The sequence below is a fragment of the Sphingomonas sp. CBMAI 2297 genome, assembly GCF_029870595.1.
Lineage (GTDB): Bacteria > Pseudomonadota > Alphaproteobacteria > Sphingomonadales > Sphingomonadaceae > Sphingomonas.
Genome location: NZ_JAPDIR010000003.1, coordinates 187,311 through 211,136, shown reverse-complemented (window position 1 = coordinate 211,136; position 23,826 = coordinate 187,311). Strand labels below are relative to the sequence as shown.

The window sequence follows — 23,826 nt, the reverse complement described above, 5'->3', positions numbered from 1 at the left end:
CGACTCCTCTGAATGATCGCGGGTTTGCAGGCTCGGTGGCGGGAGTTACGCTTGCGGCATGAAGCATTTCGTCCTCGGCATCGCCCTTACGCTCGCCACGCCCGCGTTCGCCCAGCAGACGCTGGAGCAGCGCGTCGCCGCCAAGCTTGCCGAGGCGCCGACCGGCACGCGCTTTGGCCTGGTCGTGGCCGACGACACGGGCCGGGAGATCGTGGCGATCAATCCCGACGGCCGCTTCATCCCCGCCTCGAACACCAAGGTCTACACCACCGCCGCCGCCTTCGCGAACCTGCCCGGCATCAACCAGCCCGATGCCATCGGCGGCGCCGCGGTGCGCCTGGAGGGCGACGATGTGGTGCTGGAGGGGCGCGGCGATGCCCGCCTGTCGAGCGCGGACGACTGCACGGTCGACTGTCTTGCCACGCTTGCCGACGCGGTCGCGGCGAAGACGAGGCAGGTCCGAAACATCGTCGGCGACGACACGATCTTCCCCGACCAGCGCTGGGGCCCGGGGATGAGCTGGAACAACATCCCCAGCTCCTCCGGCACCGGCGCTTCGGCGCTGACGCTCGACGACAATGAGCTCAAGCTCACGGTTTCTCCGGCCAAGGCGGGGGAGGCGGCGAAGGTCGAACTCTGGCCCTATTTCGGCGTCGACAACCAGGCGAGGACCGTTGCGGGCGCGGAGACCGAGTTGAGCTGGGACCGTGATCCCAACGGCAAGCAACTGCGCATCACCGGGACGATCGGCGCGGATGCCAAGCCGCGCACCTGGAAGCTCGGTATCGACGACCCTGCCGACTATGCGGCGTGGCGCCTGAAGGTGCTGCTCGAGGCGCGCGGCGTGAAGGTGAAGGGCAATGCCAGCGCTCGCCACCGGCCGCTGCGGCCGCAGGACGATCCCGAATATCGCGAGAAGAAGGGCCTGCCGCTCGTCCGGTTCGAGCCGACACAGCAAGTCCTGGCCAGGCTGACGCCGCCGCCTCTGGCCGAGGACCTCAAGCATATCAACAAGGTCAGCCAGAATCTTCATGCCGAGCTCGCGCTGCGCCGCGTCGCCTCTCTGCGGGGCAGCGGTTCGATTGCCGACGGCATGGCGCAGGTCGAGAAGGTGCTGGAGACAGCGGGCGTGCCGCGCACCGCCTGGGACTTTTCCGACGGCTCGGGGATGTCGAGCTACAACCGGGTGAGTCCGCGCGGCTCGGTGCTGCTGCTGCGCTGGGTCGCCGCCCAGCCCTGGGGCGCGCAGTTCCGCGACACGCTGCCGATCGGCGGGGTGGACGGCACGCTGGCCCGCCGCTTCAAGGGCACGCCGCTGGAGGGCAAGATCTTCGCCAAGACCGGCACGCTCAACGCCACCAACGCGCTCGCCGGCTATTTCACCGGGGCAAGCGGCAAGACCTATATCTTCGCCTTCTACGCCAACGACGTGCCGCAGGACGCGAGCGCGACCAAATATATGGACGACGCGCTGAACATCGTGGCGGCGGGGAACTAGCCTTCTCCCTCTCCCCTGCAGGGGAGAGGGAGAAGTGGATCACTTCTTCGCCGCGCCGTCCTCCGCCTGCTTCAGCACGCGCAGCACGTTGCCGCTCCAGATCTTCTCGATATCGGTATCGGAGAAGCCCTCGCGGCGCAGCCGGGCGGTGATCTTGGGCAGGGCGGTGATGTCCTCCATGCCGCGCACGCCGCCGCCGCCGTCCCAATCGGCGCCGATGCCGACATGATCGACGCCCATCACCGCGATGCAGTGAAGCAGGCTCTTCATGAACAGCTCGAAATCGGCGCCCTGATAGGGATTGGTCGCGTCCGCCTTGGCCTTGTCGGCGATCAGCTTGCGCTGGTCCTCCGCCGAAAGCGCCCACCAGTCGTCCTGCCGGTTGGAGATCCTGTTCCGTGCCTCGTCATGGTCGCCCTCGACCAGGTAGACGCTGTTCACCTGGAGCACGCCGCCCGCCTTGGCCAGCTTGCGCATGCGCTCGTCGTCCAGGTTGCGCGGGTGGTTGAAGATCGCCCTCGGCCCCGAATGCGAGGCGATGATCGGCACCTTGGACAGCGCCAGCGCCTGGTCGAACACGTCGTCCGACGAATGGCTGACGTCGATCAGCATGCCCAGCCGGTTCATCTCGGCCACCCATTGCTTGCCGAGCGGCGACAGGCCGTTCCACTGCTTCACCTTGTCGGTGGCGCTGTCGCCGAACTGGTTGTTGCGGAAATGGATCGGCCCGGCCATCCGCACGCCCTGGTCGTAATACCATTTGAGCAATGTCAGGTCGGTGCCCAGCGGATAGCTGTTCTCGATCGACTGGAAGACGATGCGCTTGCCCGCCTTGGCGATGCGATAGGCATCCTCGGGCGTGGTCGCGAATTCCATCTTGTCGGCATTGGCGGCGACGACGCGCTGGATCCACATCTCGCGGGTCAGCGCCGCGTTGCGCGCCTTCGCATAGCCCTCGGGCGTCAGCGGCCCCTGGCCGGTATAGATCACGAAGAAGCCGCCATCGAGCCCGCCCTGCTCCATGCGCGGCAGGTCGACCTGGCTCTTGTCGAAGTCGCGGTCGTGCCAGCGATCGAACTTCCAGCCCGGATGCTCGAACAGCTCGGGCGTGTCGAGATGCGTGTCGAGCACCAGCATCTGGTCGTGGGCCAGCCGGTCGGCGGGGCTGGGCGTGTCGCTATCGGGCCCGGACAGGGCGATGGCGAGGGCGAGCAACGAGATCATAGGGCCTCCCAGGCGTTGATGACGGCATCCCCCGTCGCGGGGCGCAGCACGAAGATGCCGCTGTCGAAATGGCGCGTCGGATGGACGCGATTGGTGAGCAGGGTCCAGGCGAGCCCGCGTTCGAAATCGATCCACAGGCCGGTGCCGGTGAAGCCGGTGTGCCCGATCGTCTCGTCCGAACAGGCCTGCCCGCCCGACCAGCCGGCGAACTTGCGCTCCCAGCCGCAGGTGCGGTGCGAATATTGCGGGGTGCGGATCGCCGCGAGCATCGCGGCCGAGAAGCTGCCGGCCAGCACGCCGTGCGCGAAATCGAGCACGCCGGCCACGGTGCCGAACAGCCCGGCATGGCCGGTCTGCCCGCCCATCGCCGCGCAATTCTCGTCATGCACCTCGCCCTTGAGCACGCGGTTTCGCCACATGCAGCGCTCGGTGGCCACCGCCGGCCCCGGCGGCGGCCCATAGCTCAGGCCCGGGCCCAGCGGCCATTCGCCCAGGGGCGCGCCCGTCACCCGCTCGATCGCGATGCCGAGCAGCAGGAAGTTGATGTCCGAATAGACCGGCTCGGGAATATGCTTCCATTCGCGCTGGAGCACGAAGGCGCGCAGCCGCTGGGGGTCGTCGCCATAGGTGTAGATCGGCTCGACCGCGGGAAACAGCGTGCGGTGCGCCAGGCAGTCCCTGAACGTCAACGTGCGCTCATAGGCGCCCGCCAGGTCATATTGGCGCAGGTCCGGGATCGCGCTGGTCAGCGGGGCGTCGAGGTCGATCCGCCCTTCCTCGGCCAGGCGGAGGATCATTGTCGTCGTCGCCACCACCTTGGAGACCGAGGCCAGGTCGAACCAATGGTCGAGCGTCAACGGCTCGGGCTCGGGGACGCGCGCGGCCAGGCCGTCATGCGTGACCCAGCGGCGCCCGTCCGCCGCCACCACGCCCAGCGTGGCGCCCGGGATGCGACCCGCGGCCACCGCTTCGGCGGCCGGGGCGAAGGCAGCCTCGATCATGCCGCCACCGCCTCGCCGTCCGGCCGGGGCCTCGCGCGGACGATGAACGGCACGAAGACCAGCGCGGCGACGCTCATCGTGCCCGCCATGATGAAGAAGCCGTCATAGCCGATCGCCTTCTGGAACACGCCCGAAAGGCCGGCGAGCAGCCTGGGGATCAGGAAGGCGAGGCCCGAGAGCAGCGCATATTGCGTGCCCGGGAAACGCGGATTGACCAGCAGGGACAGGTAGACGACGAACACCGCCCCTTCGAAGCCATGCCCGAACTGGTCGAGCGCCATGGCGAGATAGAGGTCGAAATCGCCCGCGGTCACCTGCACGCCGAGCAGCGAGAACCAGACCGGTCCGCCCGGCGCCTGATAGGCGAGCCAGGCGAAGATCCAGTTGCTGAGCGCGGACATGATCGCGCCGATCACCAGCGCCCAGCCCATCGGCGCCTTGGCCGCCAGCCAGCCGCCCAGCGCGACGCCGAGCATGGACGAGAGCAGCGCCACCGCGCCATCGGCGACGGCGATCGCCTCGAGGCTGTAGCCCAGCGCGTTGAACAGCGGATGCGAGAGCGTGAGCGCCATCACGTCGCCCATGCGATAGACGGAGACGAACAGCAGGATCGGGATCACCACCAGCCCATAGCGCCAGGCGACGTTGAGATAGGGGGCGAGCCCGGAAGTGGTGAGCAGCCGGTGGCTCGGCGGCAGCTTCCTGATCCAGGGCACCGCCGCGCCCAGCGCGACGAAGGGCAGCAGCGCGACCGCGAATACCCAATATTTGACGATGTCCGGATTATCGAGCCCGACCGATCCCAGCGCGGCGAGCAGCGCCCAGCCGACCGCGGCGGCGATGGCCAGGCTGCCGCCGAGCACTACCGCGCTGGCGAGGATGCCGGTGACGAGCGCGGTACCGCGCCCGCCGCCATGCCCGGGATCGGGCCGCATGCAGGCGAGGATGGGGAAGGGGAGGAAGGCCGCCGCCGCGATCACCAGATAGGCGGTGGTCCAGTCGCTCTTCGCCGCGATGTAGATCGCGCCGCTGCCGGCCGCGACCATGGCGCTGCGATAGCCCCACAGGTTGGCCGCCACCATCGGCCCCTGTTCCTCCTGGGTCGGCGCCAGTTCGATGCGCCAGGCATCGGCGGCGACTTCCAGCGTGGTCGTCCAGAAGGCGAGCAGCACCGCGAACAGCGCGGTCACCTGCAGATTGGCGTCGGACGAGGTGAGCGCCATTGCCACCGTCGAGAGGAAGATGCCCAGCTGCGACAGCATGATCCAGCCGCGCCTCTTGCCCCAGAAGCGGCCGAAGCCGGGCACGTCATATTTGTCGAGCAGCGGCGCCCAGGCGAACTTGAAGGTGGGCAGCAGCGCCACCCAGGCGAAGAAGCCGACCGTCACGATGTCCACGCCATGCTTGGCCAGCCGGAGCAGCAGCACGGCGTTGAACATGTAGAAGGGCAGGCCCGCGGCGAAACCGAGCAGCAGATACAGCGCCAGCCTGCCGAAACCCGGGCGGATCGTGGGCGCCGCGGGGGGACTCGGCGCGTCAGTCACGCGGCACCGGACGGTCGAAATGCGGCATCAAGGGCTCCCCTGGGGCTGGTTTCCCTAACGCTCGGACGCCGCGCGCACGCAGTCAATGGCCAGCCTGGCGGGCTTGTGTTGCAGTCGTGTCACGTTTTCGCGCGTAATTGTCACATTTGATGCCCCGGGGTTATGGCGCGGGGAACAGAAACTATGGCGCGCCGCAACATTCTTGGTACCTAATGCCCTCTCACCGCGCGGGATATTGCGGGCTTCAGGGGGTTTTAGGAAATGATCGAAGCAACGGCGTTTAGGAAGGTTCTGGCCAGCAGCACGGCTTTCGCGGCCATGGCGATCGCGCTGCCGGCCTGGGCGCAGACCGGCAATCCGGAGACCCCGCAGGCAGCCGCCCAGCCGGCGCCCGCCGAGGAAGGCGAGATCCTCGTCACCGGCTCGCGCATCCGTCGCGACGGCTTCCAGGCCCCGACACCGCTCACCGTGCTGACCCAGCAGGATATCCAGAACACCTCGCCGACGAACAACATTGCCGACTTCGTCAACCAGATGCCGCAGCTCGCCGGCTCGACCAAGCCGGCCAATTCGCGCCTCAACCTGTCGAACGGTTCGGCGGGCATCAACGCGCTCAACATGCGCAACCTGGGCGAGGGCCGCGTGCTGGTCCTGCTCGACGGCCGCCGCTCGGTCGGCTCGACCATCTATGGCTGGGTCGACATCAACACGATCCCGCAGGCGCTGGTCGATCGCGTCGAGGTCGTCACCGGCGGCGCCTCGTCGGCCTATGGCTCGGACGCCGTCTCGGGCGTGGTGAACTTCATCCTGAACAAGAAGCTCGAGGGCCTGAAGATCGAGGCGGATTCGGGCATCACCACCTATGGCGACGGCGGCAACTACTCGGCCAGCATCGCGGGCGGCAAGTCCTTCGCCGGCGGCCGCGGCCACATCCTGCTCAGCGCCAATATCGCGCACCAGGACGGCATCTTCGAGGTCGGCGACGATCGCGAATGGAATCACACCGGCTATGTGCGCATCCAGGATCCGAACTGGACGAGCACCAGCACGACGCCGCAGTTCATCACCACCCGGCGCCAGATCGGCGCGGCGAACTCGACGCCCGGCGGCCTGATCACCGGCTCGGCCGGCGGCACCGCGAACGGGCTGCGCGGCCTGTATTTCGGCTATGGCGGGGCGGTGAACACCTTCGACTATGGCAGCTTCGCCTATCCGGCGTTCACGCGTGCGTCCGGGTCCTCGGCACCGAGCCTGGTCCAGGGCGGCTCCTGGCAAGTCAATGATTCCGGCACGCGCATCGGCCTGATGCCCAAGGACGATCGCTGGGGCGTGTTCGGCCGGCTGAGCTTCGAGGTCTCGGACGGGGTCGAGCTCTTCGCCGAAGGCTCGTACAACCGGCAGAAGGTCTTCTTCAACGCGGGCCCGAACCTGTCGACCGGCATCGCGATCAACACCACCGGCTGCACCACCGTTCCCGTCCCCGTGACCTGCAATGCCTTCGCGCTGCAGTCGCTGGGCGCGGCGCGGCTTGCCGGCGTCACCGGCATCACGCTGGCGACCACCGCCGCCGACCTGCCGTTCCGCGCGATCGACAATGAGCGCAAGGTGCAGCGCTACGTCGTCGGCGCCGAGGGCAGCTTCGAAGCGTTCGGCAGGACCGCGCACTGGGACGTCTATGCCCAATATGGCCGCTCCGACCTGCGCGAGCAGCTGCGCAACATCATGAACCTGACCCGCATGGCCAATGCGACCGCCGCGGCCTTCGCGCCGGCGGGCAATGCGCGCGGCTATACGACCGGCTCGATCCAGTGCCTGATCAACGTCGATTCCAACCCCGCGAACGACGATCCGAACTGCGTGCCGCTGAACCGCATGGGCGTGGGCGTCGCCAGCCAGGACGCGATCAACTATGTGCTCGGCAATCCCTATCGCGATCAGGTGATGGAGCAGTTCGTCGCCGGCACCAACTGGTCGGTCACGCCGTTCGCCACCTGGGCGGGCGATGTGAGCGTCGCGGTGGGCGGCGAAGTCCGCAAGGAGAAGATCCGCGGCAGCGTGCCGAAGGAATTCCAGCCGGTCGTGACCACCACCGGCACGACCAACGCATGGTCGGTGGGCAACTATCTGCCCTTCACCGGCGAGTACACCGTCAAGGAAGCCTATCTCGAGACGGTGGTGCCGCTGGGCTTCGGCCTCGAGTTCAACGGCGCGGTCCGGGCGACCGACTATTCCAATTCTGGCTATGTCACCACCTGGAAGCTGGGCGCGACCTGGGCGCCGATCCCGGATATCCGCTTCCGCGTGACCCGTTCGCGCGACATCCGCGCGCCCAATCTGAACGAGCTGTACCAGGCCGGCACCGCCAACAGCGACTCGGTGCGCAATCCCAAATACACCTCGGACGGCCTGAACGGTCCGGCGACCTGGGGCTATTCGGGCCTGACCACCGGCAATCCGAACCTGCGTCCGGAAATCGCCAATTCGTGGAACATCGGCGCGGTGGTCTCGCCGCGCTTCCTGCCGGGCTTCACGGCGTCGGCCGACTATTTCCGCATCGACCTGGCCGGGGCGATCGACTCGATCAGCGCGCAGGAGATCGTCAACCGCTGCTCCGACGGCAATGCGGTCTATTGCGCGGCCATCACCAACGACCCGACCCGTTCGGTGCCGGGCGCGCCCTATCTGCTGATCCGCAGCCAGCCGTTCAACTTCGTGCGCAAGCTGGTGCGCGGCATCGACTTCGACGCGGCCTATCGCATCCCGCTGGGCGCCGCGAGCAGCTTCACGCTGAAGGGCGTGGCGACGCGTTATATCGAGAACCTCTCCGATACCGGCATCGCCGGAAGCGTGGCGGTGAACACCGTCGGCGCGAATGGCGGCCAGGCCAGCACGCCGACCTGGATCTTCCGCGGCAGCGCGACCTATGAGACCGACACCTTCTCGGCCACCGTCACCGGTCGCGGCGTCAGCGCGGGCAAATATGTCGCCAACGGCATCGAGTGCACCAGCGGCTGCCCGGTCTCGACCACCAACTTCCCGACCTATGACAACAACCGCGTCTCGGGCCTGTTCTACGTCGACCTCAACCTGTCGCAGACCGTTCGTTTCGGCGGCAACCAGGCGCAGTTCTTCGTCAACGTCACCAACCTGTTCAATCGCTGGCCGCTGCTGGTGCCGGAAACCGGCATGGCGGCGAACACCACCTATTCGGACATGCTCGGGCGCCAGTTCCGCGCGGGCATCCGCATCAGCCTGAAGTGATCCGCGTGCCGGCTCCATCCGCCGTGATGGGGCCGGCATGATCGCCGCCGCGCTCCTGCTCGCGGCGGCATCGGACCCGGTTGCCATGGTCCGGGTAACGTTCAATGCGGGGGGAGAGATGTCGGTCAGCGCGAAAGGGCTGGCCGACATTTCCGCATCCAGGCCCGTCACCGCCGACGATCCGGTGCGGATCGCCTCCATCTCCAAGCTGGTCGTCGCGATCGGGGTGCTGCGGCTGGTCGAGCAGGGCAGGCTCGATCTCGACGCCGATGTCTCGCGCTGGCTCGGCTGGACGCTGCGCAACCCGGCCTTTCCCGACGCGCCGATCACGCTGCGCCTGCTGCTCTCGCATCGCTCCAGCCTCACCGACCGGGTCGATTACGTCCTGCCGCTCGACGCGGACATGCGCGCGGTGCTGGCGGATCCCAAGGCCTGGGATGCCGGCCATGCCCCCGGCAGCTGGTGGGCCTATACCAACTTCAACTTCCCGGTGATCGCCGCGGTGATGGAGCGCGCCACCGGCGAGCGGTTCGACCGGCTGATGGATCGCCTGGTCCTGGCCCCCATGAAGCTCGACGCCTGCTATAATTGGGCGAACTGCCGCCCCGGGACCGCCGCCCGCGCCGTCGTCCAGTATCGCGGGCGCGTCGCCGCCAAGGACGACAATCGCGGCGCGGCGCCGGCCTGCCCGGTCACTCCGGCGCGGGACGACGGCTGCGACCTGTCCGGCTGGCGTCCGGGTGCCAATGGCGCGATCTTCTCGCCCCAGGGCGGGCTGCGCATCTCGGCGCGCGGCCTGGCGCGGATCGGCCGCATGTTCCTGGGCGGCGGCAGGCTGGACGGCGTGCGCATCCTGCGTCCCGCCTCGGTCCGCATGCTGGAGACGCCGCTCTGGACCTGGAACGGCCATGACGGCGATGTCGGCGGCGACATTTCCGTCGCCAACCCGGTCGGCGGCGCCACCTGCAGCTATGGGCTGGCCATGATGTTCACCGCCACCGGCGCGCCCGGCTGCCGCGACGATCCCTTCGGCGACGGCCGCAGGCGCTTCGGCCATTCGGGCGATGCCTATGGCCTGAAATCGGGCCTGTGGATCGATCGCGCCGCCGGCACCGGCGTCGCCTATTTCGCCACCGATGTTCCGGATGTCCCGGGGAAACGATCGGCCTATACGCCGACGGAGGAATCGCTCGCCCATCCGGAGTAGCATCTTGCGCCACGACGCCAATCTGACGACCGACCGCCCCACCTTCGTCACTCATCTCGAATGCTCGATGACTGGCGAGCGCTACGAAGCGGACCGGCTGCACGGCCTTTCCCGCGCCGGCCGGCCGCTGCTGGTGCGCTACGACCTGGCGGAGGTGAAGGCCGCGCTGCCCAGGGAAGCGCTCGCCGGCCGCCCCGCGGACCTGTGGAAATACCGCGAGCTGCTTCCCGTCCGCCGGACGGAGAATCTGGTCAGCCTGGGCGAGATCGCCACGCCGATCATCCCGCTCGACGGGCTGGCGCGCGAAGCCGGCGCGGCGCATCTCTGGGTCAAGGACGAGGGGCGCCTGCCCACCGGCTCGTTCAAGGCGCGCGGGCTGGTCATGGCGATCGCCATGGCGAAGGAACTGGGCGTTTCCACCATCGCGATGCCGACCAACGGCAATGCCGGCGCGGCGGCGGCGGCCTATGCGAGCCGGGTGGGCATCGAGTCGGTGATCTTCTGCCCGGCGGACACGCCCGAAGTGAATGTGCGCGAGATCGCCGCCCAGGGCGCGCGCGTCTACCGCGTCAACGGGCTGATCGACGATTGCGGCAAGCTGGTGGGCCGGGGCGCGCAGGAGCGGGGCTGGTTCGATCTCTCGACGCTCAAGGAACCCTATCGCATCGAAGGCAAGAAGACGATGGGCTTGGAGCTGGCGGAGCAGCTCGCCTGGGAATTGCCCGACGTGATCTTCTACCCCACTGGCGGCGGCACCGGCCTGATCGGCATGTGGAAGGCCTTTGCCGAGATGGAGGCGCTGGGCTGGATCGGGGCGAAGCGCCCGCGGATGATCGCGGTGCAGGCCGAAGGCTGCGCGCCGATGGTCCGCGCCTTCGAGGCGGGGGAGCGCCATGCGACTCGCTGGGAGGATGCGCACACGATCGCGATGGGCATCCGCGTGCCGCAGGCGGTGGGCGATTTCCTGATCCTCGACGCGGTGCGGGAGAGCGGCGGCGTCGCGATGGCGGTGAGCGACGAGAGCATTGCCCGGGCAGTGGACGATGCCGCGCGCAAGGACGGGCTGCTGCTCTGTCCCGAGGGCGGCGCCACGCTCGCGGCATGGCGCAAGGCGCTGGCCGAAGGGCTGGTCTCGCCCGAGGAGAAGGTGGTGCTGTTCAACTGCGCGACCGGGCTGAAATACCCGCTCGCCGATCAGTCGAAGATGCTCGACAAGGATGGGCCGATCGATTTCGGCGCGCTTTGAGATTCCCTCCGCCACCGCCTTCGGCGGCGGTCTCCCTCCCCGGGGCAAGCTCGGGAAGGAACTGGCTCACCTGGACGGGGGCATCCGCCTCCAGTCCGGCCAGCGCGGCGGCGCGAGTGCGCAGCGGCATCAGCCAGTCCGGGACCGCTTCCGTCTCGGTAAAGCTCGAATCGGTGAAGTCGTAGCGCCGGCCGAAGCTGCGCGTCAGCTGCTTGCCCTGCCATTGCCGAAGGCGGAAGGGCGCGAGCCTGGTCGCATCGATGGATCGGATCAGCTCGGCTTCTTCATCCGGCGAAGGGATATTCTTCGCCTGTTCGATGCCGGGCGGCGGGGACTCTTGGAAAAGCGCGGGAAACAAAGAGGACACCGCCAGGATATGGGAAGCCGGTCTATGTTCTTCCAGCCGGAGATATCTTCATACTCGAATGGAATTCCTTTGTCTTTCCCGCAAGATAGCGGTTGCAACCGGCGTTGCGGCGCCCTAGCTGTTCGCCCCGTGAAGAACGAAATGATCGCCGTGGTCGATCGCGCCTCGTCGTTCCTGAAGGCGCTGTCGGGTCGAAGCCGTTTTCTGTTGCTGTGCCACCTTCTCGAGGGCGAGAAGTCAGTGGGCGAGCTCGCGCGCCTCACCGGCGCCCGTGATACCGCGGTGTCGCAGCAGCTCGCGCTCCTGCGCCGCGAAGGGATGGTCGCCGCGCGCCGCGACGGCCAGATGATCTTCTATTCGCTCGCCAGCGACGAGGCGCGCCACATGCTGGAAGCGATGCACAGCCTGTTCTGCCGCACCGATGCGACTCAGGAAACCGTTCCGGCGTAGAGCCGTTCCACATCTTCCTTGCGGGCCAGCTCGGTCGCGGGAGTCATCAGCGTCGCGGCGCCCGCGGCGATGCCGTAGCGTAGCGCCTCTTCGATCGCTTGGCCCCGGGCGGAGGCCAGCGTGATCCCCGCCACCATCGAATCCCCGGCGCCGACCGTGCCCTTGGCTTCCACGGGGATCGCGGGCAGGCGCAGTTCCTCGTCCTTGCCGACGAGCAGCGCCCCGCGTTCGGCGAGCGAGATCACCACCAGTTCGGCAAAGCCGCGATCGTGCAGCGCATGCGCCGCCGCCATCTCGTCCGCCTCTCCGGTGATTTCGCGCCCGAGCAGGTCGGCCACCTCGCGCAGGCTCGGTTTGATCAGCCATGCCCCGGCACCTTCACATGCGGCGAGCGCCGGCCCGGAGGTGTCGACCACCAGCTTTGCGCCCGTGCCATGGCAGCGTTCGGCGATGCGCTTGAGGATCGCCGGGTCGCAGCCCGGCGGCAGGCTTCCGCTCACCACGACATGATCCGCCTCCGCCACCCCGAACAGCGCGTCGAGCAGCCCGGCCAGCTCGTCCGCGCGCAGCTCGGGGCCCGGCAGCACGAAGCGATACTGGTCGCCCGGCCGGCCCTCGTCGACAGTGAAGCTCTGGCGAGTCGTGCCGGCGATCGGCACCGGCAGGATCGGCACCCGTTGCTCCTCGAGCAGCGAGACGATCGTCGCGCCGGTGGGGCCGCCGCTGGGAAACACCGCCATCGCCTGGCCGCCGAGATGCGTCACCACCCGTGCCACGTTGATCCCGCCGCCGCCCGGATCGAAGCGGGGCGCGGTGCATCGCAGCTTGTGCCCGGGGCGCACCTTCTCGGTGCAGGTGGTGACGTCGAGCGCCGGGTTGAGCGTCAACGTCGCGATCGTCATCGGCGCGTCCGGTCCAGCGCGGCGCGCGCGGCGGCGACGATCAGCTCCTGCGGGCGGTTCACGCGGATGCGGTGCCAATGGATCTCGCCGACCGAGCGGCGCGACTGTTCGCGCACCACCGCCTCCGTCGCGTCCGAGGCGTCGTGCGCGCGCGCGGTCACCCGGGCGATCCGGTCGCGTTCGGGCGCCTCCAGCCAGATGCCGGTGAAGGCGGCGCGATAGCGATCGGCCAGCGCCTCGGCCACGTCGCGCTCGCCGCGGCTCATGAACACCGCGTCCAGGATCACGCTGTTGCCGCAGGCGAGGTGATCGTCGGCGGATTCGAACAGGGCCTCATAGGTCTCGTCGTCATTGTGACGCGTGTAATGCCTGGGCGGCAGCCTGGTTTCCGGGCTCACGCCGGCCAGCCGCTTGCGGAACACGTCGGAGCGCAGCACGCGGGCGCCGGGCAGGCGGCCGATCCGGCTGCCGAGCAACCGCGCCAGCGTCGACTTGCCGGTGCCCGAAAGCCCGCCGATCACCACCAGCCGTGGCCGCGCGGGGGCGAGCAGGCTGTCGGCCAGCTCGGCATCGCCGTCCGCGCTCGCGCGCAGCGAGAGATAGAGCGGCAGCAGCGACCAGCCGGCCGCGCCCTGCGGCGCGATATCGAGATAGCGGTTGGCCAGCGTGTTCGCCTCGCCCGCCATGCCGCTGCGCATCACTTCCAGCACGGGCCCCGCGAAATCATGGAGCAGATCCGTCGGCTCGCCCGCCACGGCGCGGACCCGGCCCGCGGCAATGCGGCGGGCGATAGCGTCCTGGTGGCGGGCAAGCTCGGCGCGCTGGGCGTCGCTGGCGGCAGCCAGCGCGAGCGTCTTGCGAAAGGCGGCGCCGTCGCCCTTGGGTGATGCGGCGTGGCGCGCGGCGATATGGTCGGCAACGGCGCGCAGCTGGTCCGTGTCGAGCTCGCCGGCCAGCAGCGCCTCGAAGCTCGGTTCCTGGCTCGCGGCCACCGCCGCCATCGTTCCACCCCCTCGTTCGGATCCTTCGAATCAGCCCCTAGCACGAGTTTTCTGAACGATCTTGGACAAGATCGACCTATCTACCGTGCCGCTGCGCCCGCAAAGGCATCGCGGATCGCCCCGTAGAGCGCCTTGGGCTGATATTCGGCATCATAGGGAGTCGCGCGCTGCCGCGTCCCGTCCCTGCGCGGGGTGAAGCCGTTGAGCCAGGTGAAGCGGTCGCACATTCCCCAGGCGAGCACGTCCCTGAGCTGCGGGTAGGAGAACATGATCTCGAGATAGGCCGCGGCATAGTTGGCGATGATCCCGTCGCGGACCTTCGCATCGGTCGGCAGCGCCTTGTCGTTCACGTCGAATTCGGTGACGGCCAGCTTGTAGCCCATCCCCACCGCGTTATCGAGGAAGCCGCGCCAGGGCTTTTCCTGACGGCTCACCAGCGCCCCCACCGTGGCGCCCCCGGTCAGCCCGATATGCGACTGCACGCCCAGCGTGTCGCAGGGGACGCCGCGCTTGCGGAACCCTTCCAGCAGCTTGAGCACGCCGGTGCGGTGCCCTTCATTGCCCGGCTCCCAGCTCATATAGTCATTATAGACCAGCTCCACCCCCGGCGCATGTTCGCGCGCGGTGTGATAGGCGAAGTCGAGCATGGCCTCGGTCCCGCCGAACGCCCTGGACAGCGACGAGGTGCGCAGCGCGCCCGTACCTTCCTCCACCGTCTCGTTGACCACGTCGAAGCTCACCACCCGGTTCGCATAGAGCTTGCAGAGCGTGCGGATGTGCGTGCCCAGGATGCGCTCGGCTTCCTTTGCGGGCGTGGCGCCGAAATCATGGTCGTTCAGCCATTTCGGAAAATATTGCGTCTTATGCCACAGCAGGGTGTGGCCGCGCATCGCCATGCCGTTCGCCTCGGCATAGTCGAGCATGTCGGAGAAATGATCGAGGTCGAAGGTCTTGGCGTCCGGCCGGACCGCCTGCCATTTGAACTCGTTCTCGGGCACCAGGATGCCGCAGTCGCGCTTGAGCAGCTCGGCATATCTCGGATTGGCGAAGGAACCGCGATCGGCGCCCGGCGGGCTCCAGGAAGAGCAGGAGCCGAAGCGCATTCCCCTGGTCTTCGCCACGGCGTTCAGCCCCTCCGCCGCCTGCGCGACGGCGGGGAAGGGAAGGGCCAGCGCGGCGCCCGCGCCCAGCAACCCACGGCGTGTCAGTTCGATCATCGCAAGCCTCTCCCGCTCACCAGTTGAACAGCGTTCCGTCCTCGAGCCGCGCGACGGGGAGATAGGCGCGCCGATATTCATATTTCGCGGCCAGTTCCTCGTCGATCTCCACGCCCAGCCCGGGCGCGTCGCCCGGATGCATCATCCCGTCCCTGAAGCCATAGGCGTGCGGGAAGACCGCGTCGGTCTTCGCCGTGTGCGGCATCAGCTCCTGGATGCCGAAATTGGGCACCGACAGGCCGAAATGCAGCGCCGCCGCCATGCACACCGGCGACAGGTCGGTCGCGCCGTGGCAGCCGGTGCGCACCTGATGGAGGTCGGCGAACGACGCGATGCGCCGCATATGGGTGATCCCGCCGGCATGGACGATCGTCGCGCGGACATAGTCGATCAGCTGCTCCTCGATCAGCTGCTTGGCGTCCCAGATCGTGTTGAAGATCTCGCCCACCGCCAGCGGTGTGGTGGTCTTCTCGCGGATCAGGCGGAAGCCGGCCTGGTTCTCGGCCGGCGTAGGGTCCTCCAGCCAGAACAGGCGATAGGGCTCCAGCTCCACGCCCAGCCGCGCCGCCTCGATCGGCGTGAGCCGGTGGTGGACGTCGTGGAGCAGGTGCACGTCCCAGCCCAGCACCGCACGCGCCTTTTCGAACAGGGGCGCGACCGAGCGGAGATATTTCTCCGTTGACCACAGGCTCTCCGTCGGCAGCGCGCCGTCCGCCGGCTCGTAGCGCTGGCCCGGCTTGGCGACGCCATAGGTGGATTTGAGCCCCGGCACGCCCGCCTGGAGACGCACCGCCTTATAGCCCTGCTCCACATGCCGCACGGCCTCCGCGATCGTTTCCTCGATCGTCGCGCCATTGGCATGGCCATAGACCATGCAGCCCTCGCGGCTCGCCCCGCCGAGCAGCTGGTAGAGCGGCAGGCCCGCCACCTTCGCCTTGATGTCCCACAAGGCCACGTCCACCGCGGCGATCGCGCACATCGTCACCGGGCCGCGCCGCCAATAGGCGCCCTTGTAGAGATACTGCCAGATATCCTCGATCCGGTGCGCGTCGCGCCCGATCAGGCAGGGGATGACGTGATCCTGCAGATAGGCGACCACCGCCAGCTCGCGCCCGTTGAGCGTGGCGTCGCCGATGCCGGTGGTGCCGTCCGCCGTCTCGATCCTGAGCGTCACGAAATTGCGGTCGGGGCAAGTGACGATCACGCGCGCGGATATGATCTCGGCCATTACGAGCCCTGCTTCCCCTTCCTGTGCGGCGCGTCGTCCCTCGCGCGCCTTCATGCTTGGTAGCGCTACCATTGTTGCCCTGTTACAAGCTTGTCAACGGCGGCGTATGACCGCGCACTGGTAGGAAGAGCGATGCTTCGGAAATTGCTGGCTATTTTGTCTGCGTTTTTGTGTTTCGGCCTTGCGAATCAAGGCCATGCCGAGGACGGATATGATCTCTGGCTGCGCTATCGGCCGCTCGAATCCGCCGCGAGGGCGCGCTACGAACCGCTGATAGCCGGCATCGTCGCGCCCGGCGACAGCCCGACGATCCGGGTTGCCGCCGACGAGCTCCGGCGCGGCTATCGCGGGATGTTCGGCGGGGACCTGCCTGGGGAGGAGGCGGGGCTTCGCGATGGCGCGGTGCTGGTCGTCCGCGCCGGCACGCCGCTGCTGCAGGGGCTCGACCTGCCGTTCGCCCGGCTGGGGGGCGAGGGCTATCTGCTCCGCAGCGCGACCGTGCAGGGCAAGCGCGTGACGATCATCGCCGGCAACAGCGATATCGGCGCGCTCTACGGCGTGTTCCGCTTCCTCGCCCTGCTCCAGGCTGGCCAGCCGATCGACAGGCTCGACATCGTCGACGCTCCCAAGCTCCAGGTCCGCGTCCTCAACCATTGGGACAATCTCGATCGCCATGTCGAGCGCGGCTATGCCGGCCAGTCGATCTGGGACTGGCAGAAGCTGCCGCTGCACAAGGATCCGCGCTACACCGACTATGCCCGGGCCAATGCCTCGATCGGCATCAACGGCACGGTCCTGACCAACGTCAACGCCAATGCCGACATCCTGCGGCCCGACTATCTCCGGAAGGTGAAGGCGCTGGCCGAGGTGTTCCGGCCCTATGGCATCAAGGTCTATCTCACCGCGCGCTTCTCCGCGCCGATCGAGCTGGGCGGGCTCAAGACCGCCGATCCGCTCGATCCCGCGGTCCGCGCCTGGTGGCAGGCGAAGATCGACGAGATCTATGCCGTCATTCCAGATTTCGGCGGCCTGCTGGTCAAGGCCAATTCCGAGGGCCAGCCGGGCCCGGCGGACTATCACCGCACCCATGCCGAGGGCGCCAACATGCTGGCGGACGCGCTCGCCCCGCATCACGGCATCCTGATGTGGCGCGCCTTCGTCTATGCTGCCGAGAATGCCGAGGACCGGCACAAACAGGCCTATACCGAGTTCCAGCCGCTCGACGGCAAGTTCCGCGACAATGTCCTTGTCCAGGTCAAGAACGGCGCGATCGACTTCCAGCCGCGCGAGCCCTTTCATCCGCTGTTCGGCGCGATGCCGAAGACGCCGCTGATGATGGAATTCCAGATCACCAAGGAATATCTCGGCTTCGCCACGCACCTCGCCTATCTCGGCACGATGTGGGAGGAGGTGCTCGAGACCGATACCTTCCGCCCGGCCAGGGGCAGCACCGTGGCCAAGGTGATCGAGACGCCGGTCGATGCCGGCGCTGCCACCGGCATGGCGGGCGTCGCCAATATCGGCAGCGACCGCAACTGGTCCGGCTCGCAGTTCGACCAGGCCAATTGGTACGCCTTTGGCCGCTTCGCCTGGGATCCGGACGCGAAGGCCGAGGCGATCGCGCGCGATTGGGCGCGGATGACCTGGGGCGGCGATCCCGTGGTGACCGGCACGGTGGTCCGCATGATGATGGGCTCGCGCGAGGCGGTGGTCGATTACATGACGCCGCTCGGCCTCACGCACCAGATGGCGACCGGCCATCATTATGGTCCTGGGCCCTGGGTCTCGGATCTCAAGCGGCCCGAATGGAACCCGGTCTATTATGCACAGGCCCGCCCCGACGGCATCGGCTTCGATCGTACCGCCAGGGGCAGCGACGCGCTCGCCCAATATGCGCCGCAGGTTGCGAGGCGCTGGGGCAGCCTGGCGACGGTGCCGGACGAACTGTTGCTCTGGTTTCACCATGTCCCCTGGGACCACCGGATGAAGTCCGGGCGCACGCTGTGGGACGAACTCGTGGTGCGCTACGATGCCGGGGTGGAGCAGGTCCGCCGCATGCAGGCCGATTGGGCGAGGCTGCGCGGCAAGGTCGACGAGACCCGCTGGGCCGAGGTCCGCGATTTCCTGGCGATCCAGCTGGACGAGGCGGTCTGGTGGCGCGACGCCTCGATCGCCTGGTTCCAGTCGATCTCGAAGCGCCCGCTGCCCGAAGGGCACAAGCCGCCCGCGCACGACCTAGATTACTACAAGGCGATCACCACTCCCTATGCGCCGGGGCAGGGGAAATAATTCACTCTCTCCCCTGAAGGGGAGAGAGTGAAACTCAAGGTCTCGCCAATCCTCGCGCCAGATATCGCTTGATATACCGGCGCAGCTGCGGCGTGGGCTCGCCCAGCACGCTGCGATGCTCGGGCGCCAGGTGCGCCGCCGGATCGCCATGTTCCTGGAAGACGAAGGTGTCGAAATATTCGGACCAGGCCGCGCGCCGCTCGGGCGGCAAATAGCTGAGCGCCAGCACCGCATGGATCATCGCGTCGAAGCGCGCATCCTGGTCGGGCGAATCCGGCCACCAGAAGTTCACCAGCACGTTGAACGGTGCGAGCGCCTCCACCTGATGCCACCAGAGCGCCGGGATGTAGATCGCGTCCCCCGGTTCGAGCTCGGCCGTCCGCGCCGCCGCCAGCGCCTCGCGGAAGCGCGGGAAGCGCGCGAAATCGGGGTCGGCCATATCGACCATGCTCAGCGGCTGCCCCGCCACATTGTGATCGAGCGGGCCGATATAGAGGTTCGCCGTCTGGTCGGGCGGGAACAGGGTGAAGCGCCGCTGCCCGGCCGCGACGCAGGCGATATTGTCCGACGCGTCGAAATGGGTGCTGATGCTGGTCCGGTTGCCGATCCAGATGCGCGGCTCGGCGCCCATGCCGAGCAGGGCGGGCAGGGCATTGGCGCCGGCCAGGCCCGGCAGCGCCTGCGTCGTCTCCACTGCGCCGGCATAGACGGCGGGCGCGTCGTCCCGGTCCCGCAATTGCAGCACATAGCGCAGCAGGTCGGCGAACGGCCCCTTGCGCCGCTCGAAATTATAGCCGCGCATGTCCTCGGAATAGAAGAAGCGGCCGCGGATCGCCGGCGGGCCGACAAATGCCTCGGCGAGGGCGCCGCGATCGAAGCCGAGCAGATAGTCGCGCACCGCCTCGTCCGATTGCCCGGCGGCGGCCACCAGCGGCCAGTCCCGCGCCATGCCGCGCAGCACCACGGGCGCATAGTCCTGGATGAGCGTGCCCAATGTGGCGGCGTCCAGCGGCCCCTCGATCTCGCGGATCCGTGCTTCCTCCCGCCTGGGCATTTTTCGCTATCCCGGAAATGCGCTGGTCATATCCGGGTGGTTCGTGTCCCCGGCATGTCCGTGTCGTCGCATGATTTTTCGCTCAATCCGCGTCCCGCCGCCCGCCTTTCGCACCTGGGGCGTGAAGGGGAGCCGCTGCTCTGCCTCGACGGGCTGATGCGCGCGCCCACGGCCCTGGTCGACTATGCCGCGCGCGAGACCCGGTTCGCGCCCGTCCATGGCCCGCAGGGCGGCTATCCGGGCATCCGCGCGCCGGCGCCGCTCGACTATGTCGAGGCGGTGGTCCGCGCGCTCGATCCGGCGGTGCGCGAGGCGTTCGGGCTGGGCGCGGTCCGCCTGGGCCGGGCCGAGTGCAATTTCTCGCTGGTCACGCTCGCGCCCGACGCGCTGGCGCCGTCGCAGCGTGCCCCACACATCGATACCACCGATCCGCTGCAATTCGCCTTCCTGCACTATCTGTGCGGGCCCGAGCTGGGCGGCACCGGCTTCTATCGCCACCGCGCCACCGGCTATGAGGCGATCACGCCCGAGCGCGCGCCGCGCTACGAAGCCGCCCGCGCCGCCGAGCCGGTGCCCGCGCAGGGCTATATCCATGGCGATACCGGGGAATTCGAGCGGATCGCCGCGGTGGACGCCGCGTTCGACCGGCTGCTGGTCTATCGCAGCCGCCAGCTGCATTCCGGGCTGGTTGCCGGCTCCGGTTCGGCCGATCCGCGCCGCGGCCGGCTCACCGCCAACATCTTCCTCACCTATCGCCCGGCCTGAAAAAATCGGCGCCGCCGGCTGGGAACCGGCAGCGCCAGGCTGGGTGTTTCCGTGGATCAGAAGTTGAAGCGCGCGATCGCGGCGAACCGGCGATCGTTCATGTACCAGCCGCGCGGCACTTCCACATATCCCTTCGGGTCGCCGATCTTCGTGATCACCGCCGTGGTGCGGGTGATCTCGTTGGTCAGGTTCGAGCCCTGGACGCCGATCTTGATCTGCGGGGTGATGGTGAAGAAGATCGACGCGTCGAGCTGGCCGGTCGCCTTGTTGATGATCGGGTCGTTCGGCACGATCACGTCGCGAATGGTCAGCACGAAGTCAGACCGCCACGAATAGCTCGCCCGCAGCGACACCGGGCCATAATCGAAGAACGGGGTGATGTTCACCTGGTGCTTCGACAGCCCCTGCAGCGGCAGCAGCGACAGGTCGACCGTGGTGACGCGGCCGGCGGCGACGTCCGGATCGGTCTCCGACAAAGTCGACTGGGGTACCCCCGAACTGTCGATATAGGTGTAGTTCGCCTGCAACCCCAGGCCCTTGAGCGGCCCGGGCAGGAAGTCGAAGGTCTGCTGGTAGCCGACCTCGACGCCCTTGATCTTGCCCTTCTGCGTCGCGTTGATCGGCGTGGTGATCACCACCGGATAGGTCTGGCCGTTGTTGGTCAGGTCCACACGGCGGGTGTTGTTGGTCACCACGCCGTCGAGCACCTTGTAGAAGGCCGACACGGTCAGCGAGCCGACCCGCGAGAAATACCATTCCGCCGTCAGGTCGAAATTGTCGGCCTTTACCGGCATCAGATAGGGGTTGCCGGCAGTGGTGACGCCCTGCAGGCGGAAGCTGCCCGGGATCAGGTTGCCGCTCGAATCGACATTCTGGACCGCGCTCAGATTGGCCTGGAGATAGTTGCGGATATAGCCGGTCTGAGGCGGCGACACGCCCTTGAAATAGGCGGCGCGGAACTGCAGGCCGCCGCCCACCTCGAGCTTGAAGTTCGCGCTCGGCAGCCAATAATCATAGTCGAATTTGACGTGCGACGGGATCAGCGCGCCGTTGACGAAGGCGCGCGCCTGGTCGCGGACCGACTTGTCGAACGAGCAGAAGGGCGAAGCCGTCTGCCCGGACGGCGGCGGCGTGGCGCAGGTCTCGTCGGTCGGCAGCGCCGTGGTGTTGCTGAACGAGATATAGCCATCGGTATTGCGCCTGGTCTTGGTGTAGCGCACGCCGACATTGCCGGTCAGGTGCAGCCCGCCCAGATGCGTGTCGATGCGCGCCATCAGATAGGCGGCATAGTTGCGCTCGCGGATCGGGTTGATCTCGTCGGGCAGGAACGGCGTGCCGGCGATCACGCCGCAGCGATCGGCCAGCGCATTCCAGCCGGCATTGACCACGCGGCCGCCGGCACAGGTGGTCGTGCCCTGCCATTCGCGCGCGATCGCATTGGCATAGCGCACCATCGCGTCATAATCGCTGACGGTGTTGCCCGAATAATAGAGGCGCCCATCGCCGCCGAGCGGGTTGGTCACCTGGCCGCGGAAGAAATTGTTGAAATAATAAGGCGAGTTGGCGTTGAACGGCTGGCCGTCGGTGCGGCTGGCATTGTTGCCGTTCACCGGCATGTCCATCCAGACCGGGCCGTTATTGCCCCATTGCTCGGAGAGCACGCCCCAATTGTAGCGCGAGAAGCGCGACACCTGGTCGCGATCGGCATAGCGCACGCCGCCCTGGATCGACTTCAGGAAGCTGCCCTGGGGCAGCGCATAGTCGAGGTCGAGGCGGAAGGCGTCCGAATTGCCGTCGCTCCGTTCGATATGGTCCATCGCCGCGCGCGGGAAGCTGTTGAACGGATCGGTGAAGCTGGTGTGCCCGGCGCCAAAATAGTTCGGCATATATTGGTTGGGGTTGCCGCCGGCGCGGCAGTCATTGTCCGTGCCCTGCGCGTCCTGCATGTTGGCGGCCGGGCCGCTGCAGACCTGGGGCGGCAGGAAGGCCACGGTCGGGAAGTTCGAGCCGTTCAGCCGGATCGACGCATTCTGATAGGTCGAGTTCCACACCGTGTTGTCGAGCAGGTCGGTGCTCGACTTCACGTGCTGATAGTCGAAGACCACGCCCAGCCGCTCGCTGGCGTTCCACTTCAGGTTGAAGCCGTAATCGTCGGTGACGAGCTTCTCCTGGTGGTCGCGTCGCTGGTTGTTCGATTGCAGGCCGAGCATCGGCACGCGCGGGATCAGGCCGCTGTTGTTCTGGCCGATATTCTGGTCGCCGCGCCAGCCGGTCGGGCCGGTGATGGTGCCGCTCACGAACATGCCGTCGCTGTCGAAGTCGAGCGTGGTGCCCGGCACGCGGCGGGAATCGCCGTTGGACGAGACGTTGTCGGTCGCGATCTCGATCGTGCGCTCGGTCCAGGCCTGGCGCGCGTCGGAGCGCAGGAACTGGGCGACCGCCTCGATGGAGCCGTCATTGCTGCGATATTGGAGCGCGGCCGCATAGCCGTAGCGCTCGCGGTTGAACTCCTGGCGGCCCATCACCGCGCCGCGCGGGAAATAGACCTGGCGCTGGATCGTCGAGCCATTGCCGTTGTTGATGACGTCGCCGTCCGAATAGAGGTTGCGGATGCGGAAGCTCGAGACCTGGAAACGGTCCGACTGGCTCTTCAGCTGCGAATAGGAGAAGTTGCCGAGGATGCCGATCTCGCCGATGCCGGTCTCCCAGCGGTCGCTGACCATGAGCGAGCCGGTCGGCGTCCATTCCTTCTTGTAGTCGCCGTAATTCGCCTCGAGCGAACCGGCGATCACCAGGCCCTTCTTGTTGTCGAACGGCTTGCGGGTGCGCAGGTTGACCACGCCGGCGATGCCGCCCTCGATGCGGTCGGCCGAGGGCGATTTGAACACGTCGACGCCGCCCATCATCTCCGAAGGCACGTCGGCGAAGCTCAGCGAGCGGCCGTTATTGGCGGTGAACGCCTCGCGCCCGTTGAACTCCGAGCGGACATAGGTGAGGCCGCGCACCACGACGCCCGAGCCCTCGACCGAGAAATGGTCGGGGTCGACGCCGGCGGCGAAGCGATTGATCGACACGCCGGGAATGCGCTGCAGCGTCTCGGTCACCGAACGATCGGGCAGGGCACCGATGTCCTCGGCGGTCACCGAATCGACGATCACGTCGGCATTCTTCTTGAGCGACTGGGCGCTCTGCAGCGACTGGCGATAGCCCTGGACGACGATCGTGTCTTCCGTGGTCTGCGCGTCGCCCGAAGCCGGCGCCGCCTGCGTGTCCTGCCCCCAGGCCGGCGCGGCTACCGACAGGCAGGCGAGCGCGGCGGCCGAGACGCCCGCGCGCAGGGCCCCGGTGCGGAACCGGCCCGCCTTGTCGGCATGATGAATAGAATCGTGCTTTCGCATCGCGCTGTCCCCTCCCGTGTTAGCGCTACCATATATTGGCGCGTTTCTTGTTTGGGCCGAACCTAAAGTAGGAGTTATCGAAAGATCAAGCCGTCTTGTGACGTTTCGCTGCAACCCACGGATTTGTGGCTATTTCGCAACGGTTTCGTTGCGTCGCGGCACGAATCCCGCAGC

At 67.6% G+C, this 23,826-nt stretch carries 16 protein-coding genes; 7 read left to right on the top strand and 9 right to left on the bottom strand.

Features of this window, described 5'->3' with window-relative positions:
* The first annotated feature begins 58 nt into the window (after positions 1 to 58).
* Positions 59 to 1,498 carry a D-alanyl-D-alanine carboxypeptidase/D-alanyl-D-alanine-endopeptidase gene (dacB, locus tag OMP43_RS06050; RefSeq protein WP_280278829.1) on the top strand — a complete coding sequence of 480 codons (1,440 nt, stop codon included), beginning with the start codon at positions 59 to 61 and terminating at the stop codon, positions 1,496 to 1,498.
* A 39-nt stretch (positions 1,499 to 1,537) separates the two neighbouring features.
* On the opposite strand, the gene OMP43_RS06045 is transcribed toward dacB, so the two are convergent.
* Genes OMP43_RS06045 through OMP43_RS06035 form a run of 3 tightly spaced genes read right to left on the bottom strand, consistent with a single transcriptional unit; the run spans position 1,538 to position 5,267 of the window.
* A complete protein-coding gene (locus OMP43_RS06045) occupies positions 1,538 to 2,722 on the bottom strand; it encodes a dipeptidase (RefSeq protein WP_280278828.1) in 1,185 nt (394 codons plus the stop codon).
* Complete coding sequence (locus OMP43_RS06040) at positions 2,719 to 3,723, bottom strand: serine hydrolase (RefSeq protein WP_280278827.1); 1,005 nt, start codon at positions 3,721 to 3,723, stop codon at positions 2,719 to 2,721. Before OMP43_RS06040 ends, OMP43_RS06045 begins: the two co-directional genes overlap by 4 nt.
* Positions 3,720 to 5,267, bottom strand: coding sequence for a permease (locus tag OMP43_RS06035; RefSeq protein ID WP_280278826.1), 1,548 nt, complete (start codon positions 5,265 to 5,267; stop codon positions 3,720 to 3,722). Before OMP43_RS06035 ends, OMP43_RS06040 begins: the two co-directional genes overlap by 4 nt.
* A gap of 261 nt (positions 5,268 to 5,528) precedes the next feature.
* On the opposite strand from OMP43_RS06035, the gene OMP43_RS06030 reads away from it, so the two are divergent.
* The 4 genes from OMP43_RS06030 to OMP43_RS06015 are packed head-to-tail and all read left to right on the top strand — an operon-like array spanning position 5,529 to position 11,798.
* Positions 5,529 to 8,528, top strand: coding sequence for a TonB-dependent receptor (locus OMP43_RS06030; protein ID WP_280278825.1), 3,000 nt, complete (start codon positions 5,529 to 5,531; stop codon positions 8,526 to 8,528).
* Between the two features lie 37 nt (positions 8,529 to 8,565).
* The gene (locus tag OMP43_RS06025; protein WP_280278824.1) at positions 8,566 to 9,735 is read left to right on the top strand and encodes a serine hydrolase domain-containing protein; all 1,170 of its coding nucleotides are present in this window, start codon (positions 8,566 to 8,568) and stop codon (positions 9,733 to 9,735) included.
* Between the two features lie 4 nt (positions 9,736 to 9,739).
* Positions 9,740 to 10,981 carry a threonine synthase gene (locus OMP43_RS06020; RefSeq protein ID WP_280278823.1) on the top strand — a complete coding sequence of 414 codons (1,242 nt, stop codon included), beginning with the start codon at positions 9,740 to 9,742 and terminating at the stop codon, positions 10,979 to 10,981.
* Positions 10,953 to 11,798, top strand: coding sequence for a metalloregulator ArsR/SmtB family transcription factor (locus OMP43_RS06015; RefSeq protein ID WP_280278822.1), 846 nt, complete (start codon positions 10,953 to 10,955; stop codon positions 11,796 to 11,798). Before OMP43_RS06020 ends, OMP43_RS06015 begins: the two co-directional genes overlap by 29 nt.
* Here OMP43_RS06015 and OMP43_RS06010 read toward each other — a convergent pair.
* The 4 genes from OMP43_RS06010 to manD form a co-directional block, all read right to left on the bottom strand.
* Positions 11,777 to 12,700, bottom strand: a complete 924-nt coding sequence (locus tag OMP43_RS06010) for a 1-phosphofructokinase family hexose kinase (RefSeq protein WP_280278821.1) — start codon at positions 12,698 to 12,700, stop codon at positions 11,777 to 11,779. The genes OMP43_RS06015 and OMP43_RS06010 overlap by 22 nt on opposite strands.
* A complete protein-coding gene (locus OMP43_RS06005; protein ID WP_280278820.1) occupies positions 12,697 to 13,701 on the bottom strand; it encodes a bifunctional aminoglycoside phosphotransferase/ATP-binding protein in 1,005 nt (334 codons plus the stop codon). The genes OMP43_RS06010 and OMP43_RS06005 overlap by 4 nt, the downstream gene beginning before the upstream one ends.
* 80 nt (positions 13,702 to 13,781) lie before the next feature.
* Positions 13,782 to 14,918 carry an endo-1,4-beta-xylanase gene (locus OMP43_RS06000; protein ID WP_280278819.1) on the bottom strand — a complete coding sequence of 379 codons (1,137 nt, stop codon included), beginning with the start codon at positions 14,916 to 14,918 and terminating at the stop codon, positions 13,782 to 13,784.
* Between the two features lie 16 nt (positions 14,919 to 14,934).
* Positions 14,935 to 16,146: a D-mannonate dehydratase ManD gene (manD, locus tag OMP43_RS05995; RefSeq protein ID WP_280278818.1), complete on the bottom strand. Its 1,212-nt coding sequence runs from the start codon at positions 16,144 to 16,146 to the stop codon at positions 14,935 to 14,937.
* A 132-nt stretch (positions 16,147 to 16,278) separates the two neighbouring features.
* Here manD and OMP43_RS05990 point away from each other — a divergent pair, with 132 nt between their 5' ends.
* A complete protein-coding gene (locus OMP43_RS05990) occupies positions 16,279 to 18,435 on the top strand; it encodes an alpha-glucuronidase family glycosyl hydrolase (protein ID WP_280278817.1) in 2,157 nt (718 codons plus the stop codon).
* A gap of 34 nt (positions 18,436 to 18,469) precedes the next feature.
* Here OMP43_RS05990 and OMP43_RS05985 read toward each other — a convergent pair whose 3' ends face one another.
* The gene (locus tag OMP43_RS05985; protein WP_280278816.1) at positions 18,470 to 19,489 is read right to left on the bottom strand and encodes a cupin-like domain-containing protein; all 1,020 of its coding nucleotides are present in this window, start codon (positions 19,487 to 19,489) and stop codon (positions 18,470 to 18,472) included.
* 54 nt (positions 19,490 to 19,543) lie between these two features.
* Here OMP43_RS05985 and OMP43_RS05980 point away from each other — a divergent pair, with 54 nt between their 5' ends.
* Positions 19,544 to 20,254, top strand: coding sequence for a DUF6445 family protein (locus tag OMP43_RS05980; RefSeq protein WP_280278815.1), 711 nt, complete (start codon positions 19,544 to 19,546; stop codon positions 20,252 to 20,254).
* Positions 20,255 to 20,310: 56 nt separating this feature from the next.
* On the opposite strand, the gene OMP43_RS05975 is transcribed toward OMP43_RS05980, so the two are convergent.
* Entirely contained in the window at positions 20,311 to 23,652 is a 3,342-nt protein-coding gene (locus tag OMP43_RS05975; protein WP_280278814.1) for a TonB-dependent receptor, read from the bottom strand.
* Positions 23,653 to 23,826: the final 174 nt, after the last annotated feature.

Excerpts from the sequence above, each read along its gene's own strand:
- dacB (WP_280278829.1), top strand. The coding sequence starts at position 59 with ATGAAGCATTTCGTCCTCGGCATCGCCCTTACGCTCGCCACGCCCGCG.
- OMP43_RS06045 (WP_280278828.1), bottom strand. The coding sequence starts at position 2,722 with ATGATCTCGTTGCTCGCCCTCGCCATCGCCCTGTCCGGGCCCGATAGC.
- OMP43_RS06040 (WP_280278827.1), bottom strand. The coding sequence starts at position 3,723 with ATGATCGAGGCTGCCTTCGCCCCGGCCGCCGAAGCGGTGGCCGCGGGT.
- OMP43_RS06030 (WP_280278825.1), top strand. The coding sequence starts at position 5,529 with ATGATCGAAGCAACGGCGTTTAGGAAGGTTCTGGCCAGCAGCACGGCT.
- OMP43_RS06025 (WP_280278824.1), top strand. The coding sequence starts at position 8,566 with ATGATCGCCGCCGCGCTCCTGCTCGCGGCGGCATCGGACCCGGTTGCC.
- OMP43_RS06015 (WP_280278822.1), top strand. The coding sequence starts at position 10,953 with ATGGGCCGATCGATTTCGGCGCGCTTTGAGATTCCCTCCGCCACCGCC.
- OMP43_RS06010 (WP_280278821.1), bottom strand. The coding sequence starts at position 12,700 with ATGACGATCGCGACGTTGACGCTCAACCCGGCGCTCGACGTCACCACC.
- OMP43_RS06005 (WP_280278820.1), bottom strand. The coding sequence starts at position 13,701 with ATGGCGGCGGTGGCCGCGAGCCAGGAACCGAGCTTCGAGGCGCTGCTG.
- OMP43_RS06000 (WP_280278819.1), bottom strand. The coding sequence starts at position 14,918 with ATGATCGAACTGACACGCCGTGGGTTGCTGGGCGCGGGCGCCGCGCTG.
- manD (WP_280278818.1), bottom strand. The coding sequence starts at position 16,146 with ATGGCCGAGATCATATCCGCGCGCGTGATCGTCACTTGCCCCGACCGC.
- OMP43_RS05990 (WP_280278817.1), top strand. The coding sequence starts at position 16,279 with ATGCTTCGGAAATTGCTGGCTATTTTGTCTGCGTTTTTGTGTTTCGGC.
- OMP43_RS05985 (WP_280278816.1), bottom strand. The coding sequence starts at position 19,489 with ATGCCCAGGCGGGAGGAAGCACGGATCCGCGAGATCGAGGGGCCGCTG.
- OMP43_RS05980 (WP_280278815.1), top strand. The coding sequence starts at position 19,544 with ATGTCCGTGTCGTCGCATGATTTTTCGCTCAATCCGCGTCCCGCCGCC.
- OMP43_RS05975 (WP_280278814.1), bottom strand. The coding sequence starts at position 23,652 with ATGCGAAAGCACGATTCTATTCATCATGCCGACAAGGCGGGCCGGTTC.